The organism is Streptomyces sp. Edi2 (genome assembly GCF_040253635.1).
Taxonomy (GTDB): Bacteria; Actinomycetota; Actinomycetes; order Streptomycetales; family Streptomycetaceae; genus Streptomyces.
In genome coordinates this window covers 38,314-50,348 of the sequence record NZ_JBEJGX010000001.1, presented here as the reverse complement: position 1 = coordinate 50,348, position 12,035 = coordinate 38,314, and the positions used below count along the sequence as shown (strand labels likewise).

The 12,035-nt window shown below is 71.0% G+C and carries 13 protein-coding genes and 2 tRNA genes; 7 read left to right on the top strand and 8 right to left on the bottom strand.

Features of this window, described 5'->3' with window-relative positions; all coding sequences use genetic code 11:
* Positions 1 to 21 precede the first annotated feature (21 nt).
* The 4 genes from ABR737_RS00335 to ABR737_RS00320 all read left to right on the top strand — a co-directional run bounded on the left by ABR737_RS00335 (position 22) and on the right by ABR737_RS00320 (position 4,250).
* Positions 22 to 1,392 (top strand): NsdA family TPR-like regulatory protein, encoded by a 1,371-nt coding sequence (locus ABR737_RS00335; RefSeq protein WP_350248107.1) that lies wholly within the window; start codon positions 22 to 24, stop codon positions 1,390 to 1,392.
* Between the two features lie 176 nt (positions 1,393 to 1,568).
* Positions 1,569 to 1,883: a hypothetical protein gene (locus ABR737_RS00330; RefSeq protein WP_350248106.1), complete on the top strand. Its 315-nt coding sequence runs from the start codon at positions 1,569 to 1,571 to the stop codon at positions 1,881 to 1,883.
* A 49-nt stretch (positions 1,884 to 1,932) separates the two neighbouring features.
* Entirely contained in the window at positions 1,933 to 2,277 is a 345-nt protein-coding gene (locus ABR737_RS00325; RefSeq protein WP_350248105.1) for a hypothetical protein, read from the top strand.
* 776 nt (positions 2,278 to 3,053) lie between these two features.
* Positions 3,054 to 4,250 (top strand): IS110 family RNA-guided transposase, encoded by a 1,197-nt coding sequence (locus tag ABR737_RS00320; RefSeq protein ID WP_350248104.1) that lies wholly within the window; start codon positions 3,054 to 3,056, stop codon positions 4,248 to 4,250.
* Positions 4,251 to 4,258: 8 nt separating this feature from the next.
* On the opposite strand, the gene ABR737_RS00315 is transcribed toward ABR737_RS00320, so the two are convergent.
* The 7 genes from ABR737_RS00315 to ABR737_RS00285 all read right to left on the bottom strand — a co-directional run bounded on the left by ABR737_RS00315 (position 4,259) and on the right by ABR737_RS00285 (position 7,762).
* Entirely contained in the window at positions 4,259 to 5,524 is a 1,266-nt protein-coding gene (locus ABR737_RS00315) for a hypothetical protein (RefSeq protein ID WP_350248103.1), read from the bottom strand.
* Positions 5,525 to 5,644: 120 nt separating this feature from the next.
* Positions 5,645 to 5,845 (bottom strand): hypothetical protein, encoded by a 201-nt coding sequence (locus ABR737_RS00310; RefSeq protein WP_350248102.1) that lies wholly within the window; start codon positions 5,843 to 5,845, stop codon positions 5,645 to 5,647.
* 401 nt (positions 5,846 to 6,246) lie between these two features.
* Positions 6,247 to 6,318, bottom strand: a tRNA-Arg gene (locus ABR737_RS00305).
* A gap of 24 nt (positions 6,319 to 6,342) precedes the next feature.
* Positions 6,343 to 6,415, bottom strand: a tRNA-Glu gene (locus ABR737_RS00300).
* A gap of 59 nt (positions 6,416 to 6,474) precedes the next feature.
* On the bottom strand, positions 6,475 to 6,810 hold the full coding sequence (locus tag ABR737_RS00295; protein WP_350248101.1) for a hypothetical protein: 336 nt from the start codon (positions 6,808 to 6,810) through the stop codon (positions 6,475 to 6,477).
* Between the two features lie 92 nt (positions 6,811 to 6,902).
* Positions 6,903 to 7,109, bottom strand: coding sequence for a hypothetical protein (locus ABR737_RS00290; RefSeq protein WP_350248100.1), 207 nt, complete (start codon positions 7,107 to 7,109; stop codon positions 6,903 to 6,905).
* Positions 7,109 to 7,762 carry a hypothetical protein gene (locus tag ABR737_RS00285; RefSeq protein WP_350248099.1) on the bottom strand — a complete coding sequence of 218 codons (654 nt, stop codon included), beginning with the start codon at positions 7,760 to 7,762 and terminating at the stop codon, positions 7,109 to 7,111. Before ABR737_RS00285 ends, ABR737_RS00290 begins: the two co-directional genes overlap by 1 nt.
* A 1,181-nt stretch (positions 7,763 to 8,943) precedes the next feature.
* On the opposite strand from ABR737_RS00285, the gene ABR737_RS00280 reads away from it, so the two are divergent.
* From ABR737_RS00280 to ABR737_RS00270, 3 genes are read left to right on the top strand one after another with little or no spacing between them, the layout of a single operon-like run.
* Positions 8,944 to 9,156, top strand: a complete 213-nt coding sequence (locus ABR737_RS00280) for a hypothetical protein (RefSeq protein WP_350248098.1) — start codon at positions 8,944 to 8,946, stop codon at positions 9,154 to 9,156.
* On the top strand, positions 9,144 to 9,515 hold the full coding sequence (locus ABR737_RS00275; protein ID WP_350248097.1) for a hypothetical protein: 372 nt from the start codon (positions 9,144 to 9,146) through the stop codon (positions 9,513 to 9,515). The genes ABR737_RS00280 and ABR737_RS00275 overlap by 13 nt, the downstream gene beginning before the upstream one ends.
* A gap of 60 nt (positions 9,516 to 9,575) precedes the next feature.
* Entirely contained in the window at positions 9,576 to 10,202 is a 627-nt protein-coding gene (locus ABR737_RS00270; RefSeq protein ID WP_350248095.1) for a GNAT family N-acetyltransferase, read from the top strand.
* Between the two features lie 998 nt (positions 10,203 to 11,200).
* Here the strand turns inward: ABR737_RS00270 and ABR737_RS00265 are convergent.
* A complete protein-coding gene (locus ABR737_RS00265; RefSeq protein WP_350248093.1) occupies positions 11,201 to 11,704 on the bottom strand; it encodes a GNAT family N-acetyltransferase in 504 nt (167 codons plus the stop codon).
* Positions 11,705 to 12,035 lie beyond the last annotated feature (331 nt).

Genomic DNA, 12,035 nt, shown 5'->3' with positions numbered 1-12,035 from the left:
GTGTTCAACGAAGAGGTGCCGATGGCCACGCGCATGCCGAACACCCAGCTCAAGGACCTCGTCGACGAATCGGGCCTGACTTATGCGGCCCTTGCTTCTGCCGTCCGGGCGGCGGCCGCCGAATGCGGCACGGTTCTGCGCACCAGCAAGTCATCCATCGCACACTGGATCTCGGGAATGCCGCCGGCGGGCGACACGGGCCGATTCCTCGCGGTCGCACTATCCCGCGAGGTCGGCCGACCGCTGACCCTGCGCGACCTGGGCCCGCTGGTCGGCTGCGAAACTGACGACGTCGGGCTGTCCATCGGAGACGACCCACTGGAGGCCCTGATGCCGGTCTGGAGGGGCGACTTGGACCGTCGACGTTTTCTGTCCAGCGCGGCGTACTCGGTGGCGGCGGCGGTTCTGCCGCTGGAGCACGTCACCGATATTGCCTCCCGCGCAGCTAAGGCCCGCGCCGGCGCCCGGGTCGGACATACTGATGTCGCCGCAGTGCGCGACATGATCTCGATGTTCGCGGTGATGGACGAACGCCACGGCGGCCAACACGGCCGCTCCGCACTGGTGCAGTACCTGATGTCCGACGTCGCGACCCTGTGCCGGGGACGGTTCAGCTCCGAGGACGACCATCGGCACATGCTCTCCGCCGCAGCGGTCGGCGTTCACCAGGCCGGCTGGCGAGCTTATGACGGTGGGGAGCAGGGCCTCGCGCAGAGGTACTACCTCCAGTCGTACGCCCTCGCCAGCGAGTCCCAGATCACCGGGCACGACGCGTTCGTCATGAGGACCATGTCCCAGCAGGGCATGAAACTGCACCGACCGGAGCACTGCCTGTCCCTGGCCGCATCAGCCGTCGACAAGGTCCGCGGACGGGTCGACGCCCAGACCGAGGCGCTGTTCGCCGTCACCCACGCACACGCCCTCGCAGGCGTCGGCCACCGGAAGGAAGCCGTCCGGGAGCTCGAGCGCGCAAGCACCGCCCTGGACGCGGCGGAAGGCGACACCGTTCCGTTCTGGGCGCTGTCGTGGGGACCACCAGCCGCCACCGTCCATAGCCGGACCGCGAAGGTGTTCGAGACGTTGGGTGACCGGCGGCGGGCCGCGGCGATGTACGGCGCCGCAGCGCGGAGCCGCCCGCCCGGCACCTACCCGCGGATCGTCGCCCTGGACCTCGTCGCGCAGGCCGAGATGCAGGCCGCTGAGGGCAGCATCGAGCAGGCATGTGCCACCTGGGGCCGAGCGATGAACCACATGGACGGCGTGCAATCGCGACGAACCCGCAAAGCCATGGACAACATGCGCCGCAGCCTGTCCCGCTTCCGCACCCGCGGACTACCCTGCGTCTTCGAACTGGACGAACACGCCCGCGACTTCCTCAGCAACCGTCACTGAGAGCCGCGCCGCCAGCGCACTTTGGCCGGGCTGGGTCCGTGCGACGGACACGGGCAGGCTCTCCCAGCCGCTGCGCTCACCGGGACGCCACGGGGCGTGCCCCGAAGGACAGATCGTACGGTTTGTCGATGCTGTCTGTTATGTAGGACACCTGCACTATCGCGAAGGGGTCCCGCGTGTACATCGACATGACCGTTCTCGATCAGGAATGTGTTCGCCTGGCCTGCCTGATGACCGACCGCGGAATGGAACACCTCACCCTCCCCCCGTCGAGGTCCCCACACGAGGAAGGCGCCGGCCTGGAGGCCGAATTCTCCGTTGAGCTGGGGAAGTCCTACGCGCGGATCGCTGAGGCCGGATCCGATGGGGAGTGCATCCTGCCGAGCCTGCTGATGGTGATGGCCGGAAAGCTGTCCGCCCTCGCGACCGAGCTGTCCTTGCGCAGCGACCGGGAGACGGCGGAGGTGATCCGGTCAATCGGCGGCCGGTAGGGCAGCAGGGCAACCGCGCCAGCGCACCTCTCCCGGCGCCGGGGCCGCTTTGGGCCGCCCGCTGTTCGCCGCCGACGGCTACGCCCTGGTCCTCCACCGCATCATCGCCGCCGGCCCGGTCGCCTGGACCGCGGATGTGCCTCGCTGCGGGCGCCACGGCCCGGGTGCCGCGGTGCCGCCGTGCCGCGTCCGGCGGGAGGAGTCCAACCGACCGCTGCTGCGCGGGCTGTACGGGCTGGCGCGGGTCGCGCACTGGCAGGAGCGGTGGAACTGCGCGGAGATGATCCTGATGCGGCTGCTCTACCTCGACCCCGTCGACGAACAGCAGGCCGGCGTCCTGCTGAGGGAGGTCCGGGCGGCCGCGGGCATCGTTCAGCCCGACGAGACCGCCTGAAGTCGGCTCGGCCAGGGCGAGCGACCTGGAGCGTGACGATCAGCCAGCATGGGCTGACGGTCCGCCGGATCCCGACGGCTTCGTACACGTCACACGCAGCGCGCCGGCGGGCCGCTACTGCTCGGCGGGAACCGCTTCTTCCCGTGGCATCGCGAGCGGGCGCAGGCGCCGTACCTGGGACCCGCGCCCCAATTCGCCGGTCGAGGCCGACGCCGATCGTCGGAGCACGGTCGCCGTAGAACTCCCGCGGGTAGAGGCCGTCGACCGTGAGCCGCCGCCCGGCCGCCCCGGCGAGATTGGTCGTGAGGCGGGCAACGCGGACGGTGAATCCGGCCGGATGGTGCAGGGTGAACGACCCGAACAGATTGACCCCAGCCTTCACCGTCCACCATCCGCCTTGGACGTCCTCGGCGTTGAGGATGTCGGCCACGGCCTGGCCGCGGGCGGCGAACTCGTCGTGTGCCTCCTCCATCTGCCGTTCGATGACAGTGCAGTGCATGATCTCCATTCCATGGGCGGGGCGGCGGTGAACTCGGTGGTCAGGCGGCTCTACCTTCTTGATCGGGTTGATCGAGCCATTCGTAGGGTTGGGTCGCCCAGGGGTGCTGGGTGTGGCTGTCAGGCGGCTGCCACCTTGTGGCTTGCGAGGCTTCGCCGCCTGGCACCCCACGACGACTCGGCCGCCGATTAGGAAGTGCGAACAAGTCGCTGCGTAGAGCAATGCCGGCGAAGTCGTCCGTGGCACGAACAGTACGAACACGAACGTCAGGAGCACGATGAGCCGGATATGGACGGGGATCGACAGCGGCAAGGGCCACCACCACGGCCTCGCCTTGGACACCGACGGCAAAACACTGCTGTCGCGGCGGGTCGCCAACGACGAGCCCGAGCTGCTGAAACTGCTCGGTGACGTCCTCGACCTGGCCGACGGGCGTCAGGTCACCTGGGCCATCGACATGACCGGCGGAGAACCCGCACTGCTGCTGGCCCTGCTGGTCAAACACGGCCAGGAGATCCTGTACATGCCCGGCCGGCTGGTGAACCGGGCCTCCGACGGCTACCGCGGCGAGGGCAAGACCGACGCCCGCGACGCCTACGTGATCGCCGACCAGGCCAGGATGCGCCGCGACCTGCGGCCCATCCGCCCCGGCGACGAAGCCGCCATCGAGCTGAAGCTGCTGACCGGACGCCGCGCCGACCTGGTCGAGGACCGCACCCGCACCGTGAACCGCCTGCGCGGCACCCTGCTGAGCATGTTCCCCGCCCTGGAACGGGCCCTGGACGTGACCAACACCGGCCCGCTCAAGCTGCTGACGGGGTACCAGAGTCCGGCCTCGATCCGCCGCGCCGGGGTCACACGGCTGACCAAGTGGCTGGCCAACCGCACCGTCCGCAACGCAAGATCCCTGGCCGAAGCAGCCGTTGAGGCAGCAGAGCGGCAGCACACCGCCATCCCCGGGGAGAAGACCATAGCCAAGCTGGTCCACACCCTGGCCGGGGAGGTAATGACCCTCAACGAGCAGATCTCCGAGATGGACAAGCTCATCGAGGGCCGGTTTCGCGAGCACGAACTCGCCGACATAGTCCAGAGCGTCCCCGGCATCGGTGCCGTGCTGGGAGCGGAATTCCTCGCCGCTGTCGGCGGCAGCCTGGACGACTTCGACTCTCCGGACGCCCTGGCGGCCTTCGCCGGCGTTGCGCCCGCGCCTCGCGACTCGGGCAAGGTCAGCGGCAACCTCCACCGGCCGGTCGCCTACCACCGAAGACTCCAGCGCGTCTTCTACACCTCCGCGCTCGTCAGCGTCCGCTGCGACCCCAACTCGCGGAAGTTCTACGACCGCAAACGCGCCGAGGGAAAGAAGCACGTCCAAGCCGTGCTGGCCCTCGCCCGCCGCCGCGTCAACGTCCTGTGGGCCCTGATCCGTGACCGACGGTGCTACGAGGTCGCACCCCCAGTGGCTACAGCGGCTTGACAACTTCATTAGGAAGCCTCGGCAGACAGGTCCTCGCGAGGGCTGCCGGGGACCAGGGAGCGCAGCTCGCGCTCGCGGGCCCGATGGCGACGCGCATTGCGCTCCTCGATGGCCAGCTGCTTCTTCACCTCGCTCAGCTGACGCCGTGCGTCTGCGCGCAGGCTCGGGACGTTGGCCTGCGCGGCTGCCAGGCGCAGAGCCGCCAGGTCCGGCCGGCGCAGGTAGTGCAGGGCCAGCGCGCGGACGACAGCTGCGGTGCGGCGCTCAGTGGCGTACGGCGCCGAGCCCCGGGACGGCACCCGGGCGCCGATCGTGTTCGGGGCGGTGGGGGTGATGTCGTCGCTCGTGTCGTGGTCCCACTGGCCGCACAGCCGCACCCCGTTGACCACGGGCGCGTGCGCCCGCTCGTCCTCGTAGTACCGGCCGCTGGCGTGCCCGTAGGCGACCCAGATGCCATGCGGGATCGGCTCCGGCCGGTACCGGTTCGGTCCGACGGTGAACCGCCCGGATATCCGGGCACCGGTCACCTCGTAGACGACACTGCCCGCGACCTCGGCGTTCACCGCGACCTCGCGGACCGTGATCTGCCCGAGCGGCCCCCGGCGGGGATCTTCGATCTGCAGCTGCACCGGCTCAGCCCGCGGCGCCTGCACGGGACGTGGCCGACGCCGCAGGATGCCGGCCAGCACGCAGATCCGGTGACGAACCGCCCGGCGCTCCCGCTCGAGCTCGGCGGCCTGGGCCTCCGCCGCAGCGGCACGGTTGCCTTCGTGCTCGGCGTACTCCGCCGCCTTCTCACGCGCCGCCGTCACCATGAGGTCACGCCGACAGGGCAGGCTGCGCCAGTGCGTGACGATGGCAAGGATCATGGCCTCGGTGCGGCGCCGCGTGCCGCGGGTGAGCTCCCGGTGAATGCCGTTGCTCAGCCCGGCGGCGTAGCGGCCCAGGAACCAACCGGTCGGCAGGTCGTCCGGATACAGGTGCTCGGTCCAGCCATGGACCCGGACGCCGTGCACCACCGGCTCGTCGGGCCGGTGCTCGCGGTAGAAGCTGCCGAGCGGCTCAAGGCCGTCACCGAACTGCACCGCGACGGTGGCCGGCAGAATCGGACCGTTCGCGATGTGGTCCGGCACGACCATGAAAGTCCCGCGCACGTGCGGAGCACGGACGACGTAGCGGACGCGGCCGCGCTCCAGGACGGTGACGCGGGCAGCGGCGGAGCCGGTGCCGGGCAGCGGCAGCTCAACGCGCTCGGTGAGATGTCGGAGGGACAAGGAACTCCTCTGCTGTACGGACACTTCGGTTCGGGGCGGCGTCGGATCACTGCAGGCGGTCGCCCCGTCAGCTGTCCCGCCGGAGGACGGCAGGGCAGCGGGGGACGATGCTCAGGACGCCTACGGGGACTTGCGCTTCCGCCAGACCTCAAGCGCGGCCCAGGGCCGCGTGACCGCCAGAGCTGCGAAAAGGGCCCACTCACGCACGCGGTTGCCGAGCCAGCGCTTGTGGTGGTGTGGCAGGAGCAGGTCCTCCACCCACATCCCGAAGTGCTCCCAGGGCCGGAGCCGGCCCGCGGCGATGACGGCGAAGACGATCACGCTGCGTCTGCCGCGTAGGGGTGGTCACTGACCAGTGGCGAACACCCGGGTCTCGTCCGCGGTCTGCGGCTGTCGTGGAACTCCACGCGGTCGACGGTGCCGTCGGGGTGCAAGACCCTCTTCACTCCGGAGAGCGGGTACGACGTGGTGATGGGTGAACTCCCTTACTGAGCAGCAGGGCCAGTCCGTCGGGTGAGACGGCCGGCGAACTCCTTCGACTGGGTCGGCCCAGGACGACGTCCGGCGGCGCAACGAATCGGGAGGCGGATCAGGGCCGGGGGCGGCAGGGAGAGAACCTGCGCTGCCGGCTTTGGAGACCGTCGCTGCCTCTGAGCTACACCCCCTGGGGTGGCGATCGCGCCCCGGAGTTCGGGACCATCGCCTCTGGGCACCGGTGGACGTGCTCCTGCAGGGACTCGAACCCCGATCTCCGGATCCGTAGTCCGGTGTCCTTTCCGTTGAACGACAGGAGCGGCGCGCGTTCCGCGCAAACTGCGTACCCTCGGCGGGATTTGAACCCGCGATCTCCCGGTTGAGAGCCGGGCGAGATATCTGCTCCTCCACGAGGGCATGCCCGGAGGGGAATGCCTCCCCGACGAGGAGGCCGGCCGCCGCCGACCGGAGCCCGGCTACCTCAGGTCGTACACGAACAGCCAACCGGGCTCGACAGGTTCTGCGTGCCCCACGAATTCGGCGGCCCGCCGCACGGCCTCGTCCCGTTCGAGCGACGGGATGAAGTCGCGTACAGACTTGCAGCTGCCGGGCGCGAAGCCCACGACAGCGGCCCCGATCACCACCCGAGAGGGGCCCCGGTCACCAAGGACGGTGAAGAGCTGCACGTCCTCGGTGTCACCGGCCGGGCCCTGAGTGCGACGCAGGTCCTCCAGGCGGCCATCGACGTGCTCCCAGTTCGCCCCGGGCAGCTCGGCGCCGTACACGGCAAGGAAGGAGTGGTCCAAGCTCATCGCGGTTCCTCCGATCTCCCGGTTCCGCCGGGTACGGGGCTGCGGGCTGGTGCCGCCGCCAGCGGGTTCGTCAGTCCTCGGCTGCGTCGCCGTCACCCATCACCGCGGTCTTCACAGTCGGGGCAGTCGTCGTCGCAGCGCTCTTGGATGCCAAGGCTGTGGACGCGGCAGCGCATGCAGGGCTCGCGGGTGAACGTGACCTCGCCGTCCTCGTACGTCTCGCCGTTGTAGTCGTCGACGGCGGTGCCCTGCGGTTCGTGGCAGTGGCCGCAGTTGACTTCTCCCTCGCGGTACAGCATCAAGCCGCCTCGGCAGCACGGCGGGCCTGCAGGTCACGCACGACGGCGGCGACGTACTCGGGGTCGCTGGTGTCGTCGTCGACGAACTCGGCGTGCACGCGGGCGACCATCTCGGCGATCTCCTCGACGTCCGCCTCGAAGTCGGACCGGTCCCACACGTCGTAGGCGCACCCGAGGAACCCCTGCGCGTACGCGTCGGCCGCGTTGCGGGCGTGGCCGGTCCAGAAGTAGCGCGACCATTCGTCAGAGCGGATGCCGTTGATGTCGTACTCGTCGCCTGTGATCTTCACACCCTTGAGCGCGTAGCCGCGGGTCCAGGCGTCGGCGTCGGTCTCGCCGATGAAGTCGGACGACACCCACATCACGGAGTACTTGGGACGGTTCCATGCCTTGTACTGGACGTCGGTGGCGAGGTAGCGGTGACGGCCCTTGCGGGCGCTGCGGGCAGTGACGCCGACCTTGCTCCACTCGCGGGCGGACAAGTTGACCAGGCGACCGTCGAATTCGAGGTGCAGGAGGGCCTTGTGGGCGGCGCTCCACTCCTCGGCGTTGGTGTCGTCGGCGATGGCGTGGGCGATGTGCCAGTGCGTCGCAGGGGCGTCCTGGGCGCTCATCCATGCGTAGGCTGCTTCGGCGAGCGTGGAGTTGGGCATGCGCGAGGTCCTAACGGTGCGTTGCGAACTGAGTGGTTTTCGACGCGGTGTGACTGCCGCGGACACGTCTCGTGGGCGCCAGCTCGGGTCGCAGGTGCGACCTCGGCGCATAGGAAAGGGCTCGCCCGGCGCGCCCTGGTGGTGCGTGGCTGCCGTATGTGCGGCAGCTGTATGGCGGCCCGAGGGGGCTTGCACCCCTGACCGTCCCCCGGCGTGGGGGCCGCTCTATTACGGGCCTGCCGGACAGGTCGGGTCGGCCGCCCTTCACTGTCCGGCCCCTCTTGACGCTTATGATTTTACCTATAGTGGAACCATATGTCAAATTAAAAGGGTCAACCTTGTTGTGGCGGTCGCTCCCGCCGTACGACGTCCCTCCTGGCCAAGGCTGCCGGTGAACGTGTGGTTGCCCCGCTGCAGTTGCTCATCACTGCGTGTGGGCGAGGTGTTCGGGGTTGTTCGGCGTCCCCGGCTCCGCGTGCGGTGCCTGGCCGCGCTGATGGCGTCGGATGGCGCTGTGCATCTGGATCGCTGGCCCGCGCGGGGCGCTGTCCGCGTCCGGGTGGGTGTTCTGGTGAGGTTGGTGTCTGGTCGGGTTGGACCTCGTCGTGGCGTCCACGCGAGGCGCGGGGTAGCATGCCTGCGCCAGCCCAGGGTTGCAGTCATGGTCTGGAATGTGGTCGGGTCCTGACCTCCGTAGGCAGTCCGGCCAGGGCCCGATGGGAAATCGCCTGTGACCCCGAGTGTTCCCGCACTCGGGGCGTGGTGCGTTCAGGGCCCGTTGGTGCTCGTGCGCCCGCCCCGCGCCACCGGCTCCGCGTGCTGCCGTACGCCTTTTCGCCCTGCCCCTCTGGCTCCACCGCGCCGCCCGGCCCGTTGTCCCAGGTTGGCCGTGCCGTCGCCCGAGTCCCGGTGCTGCTGCACTTTGTCGTCCAGCTCCGGGTCCGGTCTCGCGGCGTTGCCCCTGCTGCCCGACCGGTGTCCGGGCGAGGTTGGCGTCCCTGGCAAGCGGTTGCCGCTTGCCAGGGCAGCTCTGCGGCTTCGCGCGAAGGACTCTGCTCGTCTCGGGCCTTGGGGTGTCGACCTCGTCTTGTGGCGGCCGGCTCGGACATCCGGCCTCGCCCCGGGGGGCGGGCTGTGCGGTTCCGGGCCGGGCGCGGCTCGTCGGGTTCTACGGTGCACTGGTGAGCAACGAGATGCCACTGGCCGACGAGGACGATCTGCCTGAGGTCGATGAGGTCTTGGCCGCGGCGTTGACCGTGCAGGGCGAGCCGGGTGTTCGGGCGGTGGGCCTGCTGGAGGATGCGCGCCGGAACCTGGCGGGCGGCTTCTCCAGCGGCCGGCCGAGGTTGCGGAGTCGTGCTTGCGGGGTGCGGAGGATGTCTTGCTGTGCCTGACGGGCACCCTGGCTGCGGCGAGCCTGAAGTCCGCGGCCGCGGGCCTGCTGGACGCGGTCGACGCCTTCTTTGCCCCCGGGCCGCCCGCCGCCGAGCCGGCTGGCTCTGCCGGCGAGTCCGCCGCCGGCCTGTACGGCGCCGCGCCGATGCCAGAGCCGGCCGCCTCGCAGCCCGCCGGTCCGCCCGCGGACACCTCCGCCGGCGCCACGGACTCCGGTTGCAAGGGAGGCGCGGACGCCGAGGAGTGGGCGCGGGTGCGGAAGGCGGCCGAGGTGCTGCGCGGGCAGCTGGTGCGCCCGGGCGCGCGCCCGGCTGGAGATCCCGGCCGGAGACGGCTGGTTGTCAGACCCCTGCGGTAGAAGGGTCACGGTCCGCACTCCGGCGGCGCCGCACCATCACAACGCAAGGGGACGCAGCTCGTGGGACGCCAGAAGAAGAACAAGCCTCGCCGCCCGGCCGCCGGCGGCTCCTTCCTCGTCCGGGACGCCCTCCACGAGGACATCCCGGGCATCTGCGCCGTGATGCCGGAGGCGTTCGGCCTCATGGGCGGCGCCCCGTGGACGGATCCCGCCTACGTCGCCGAGGGGCTGGAGGTCTGCGCGGCGGGCCTGTCCGGGCGCCAGAAGGTCAAGGTGGCGCTGGAGGGCTCGGGCGTGGTCGGCTGCTCCTTCAGCGGCCTCGCCCTCGCTGGCGACGGGCAGACGGCGCACACCCAGCTCGGCATCATCCACGGCATCGCGGTCCGGCCGGACCGCCGCCGCCACGGCGCAGCGTCCGCGCTGCTCACCACCTGCGAGGACTACCTGGGCGACGAAGGCGCACGCGTCATGATCGCCGAAGTGCGGCCCCGCGCGGTCGGGTTCTTCGCCGCCCGCGGCTACGCGACCGCGTCCGGCCCGGCACTCCTCATCCCCGCGCCCGCAGGGACGTACGTCCACCAGCAGTCCACCCCCACCACGGCCCTGATGTGGAAGAGCCGTTCCGCAGCGGTAGCGCCACAACCGTCCGGCCACGGCACGACCCTGGTTGGCCTGCTCGCCTCCTGAAGTCGCCGCGGGCAGCCGCGGGCCGCCGCGCTGCTCCCCGGCGCGAACATGCCGGCGGCGGGGCTTGCCGGGCGGTCCCGCGGCGCAGACGCAACCTCGCGCCACCGGGCCGCCCTGCCGCGGCGCACGGGATCCCCGGCCGGGGCTTCGAGCCGGTGCTGCGGGCCCTGCAACACCCAGAGCCCATCGAGGACGGCAGGGCGCGACCAGGGGCGGGGTTGGTCGTTGGTCTGTTGTGAGGAAGAGGGTTGAGCAGTTGCTCGCGAGGACTTGTGGGCGGTGTGGGCACGGCCGGGGCTCGCACCAAAAGCCGAAAGCGGATCGGGGGGTGGGGCACTGGGCGCCGCGGGCGTGTCGAGTCCGGCGGGGATGTTCGTGTGTGGTGTTGGTGCCGGCTGATGAGTGGTGCAGTCCGGCGGTCAGGGATGCACTGTTGCGGAGGCTTTCGGCCGTGTGAGGCGCCTGGAGCGCCGTGCGCACTGGCAGGACGGTTGGCTGGTGTGGCAACCCGGGGCCACCCCCCGGCACGCGCTCCGTGTCGCCGCCCGTATTCCGTCCCCCGCTGCGCCCGTCTGCCCGGGCTGCTTCAGGCCGCATCCGCGCTGCTCGAGGACGAGCGCCCGACCGAGACCGCGACGCTGCGCCGGGCACTAGTCGAGGCCGGCGAGATCGACGCCACCCGGACCTGACCGCATCGCGCGCGGCCGCCATGCCCCGCGGTAGGCGCCGCCCGCACCCCGCCCCCCACCCCGCCCCCCACCCCGCCCCCCACCGCGGCCCTGCGCCGGCCGTGTTCGGCGGCCGGTCGACCTGGGCCCCGGGCCGGCGTCGGCTGCCGCGCCCGGCCCTGTGTGGCCTATGTCCCCGGCCTGCCGAGGCCCGCCGCACGCCGCCCGCGAACGCGTCAGGCGCTGGGCCCTGATGGAACCGATACGTTACGGATCCGGACAGCCGGATCGGGGCCCGGGGGGTTCGCGGGGGGGGGCGTGAACACGCCTTCAACGGGGCGGGGCTGGGGGCAGCGGCAGGGCGTACACCTGGTAGGCCGCGGTGGTTCCGTCGTCGGTGCGCCGGTCGCAGGTGCCGGTGCGGGTGAATCCGGTCTTGGTCAGGACGCGGCCGGAGGCCGGGTTGTCGGGGTGGTGCATGGCCTCCAGGCGCTCCAGGCCGGCGGTGGCGGAGGCGAAGGCGACGACGTGCCTGACCGCTTCGGTGGCGTAGCCGTTGCCCCAGGCGTCCTCGTGGAGGATGTAGCTGAGGGTGCCCATGGTCGGGGACCGTCGCCGCAGGGAGATCAGGCCGATCATCTCGCCGGCGGTGACGATGCTCCAGCTCCACTGTGCCCGCGGTGTCTCGGCGGCTCTGGCGAGGGCTGTGCGGACCTTGTGCTGCGCCTGGGCGAGGGTGAGCTCCTGGCCGGTGGTGTGCCGGATGGAGGCGCCACTGTAGATGCGGGTGAGGGCCTGGTCGTCGTCGGTGGTCAGCTCTCGCAGGGTCACCATGAGGCAGCCGCTCCTTTGCGGTGGGTACGTCTGGCTGCCCAACGAGCGACCCCGCAAGAGGACTTCTTCCCTACACCCCAGAGCAGTTGTCGGCCCTGATCGGCCCTGCTGCGCCGCGGCGGCCGTGCATCTGTGCTTGGCCGCGGACACGCTCGGCGGCTGCTACCCGTTCCAGTACCACCGCGCCGCCCTGTTGCCGGCGCACAGCCGGCCCAGTCCGGCGCGGGCGAAGGCCGCCGTCCGCCGGCTCCCTCCGGCTGGGCCGGGGGCATTGCTGGCTGCAGGCTGTTCTGGGTCGGACCCGGGGTGTGCGGGTGCGGCGGAGTCGCGT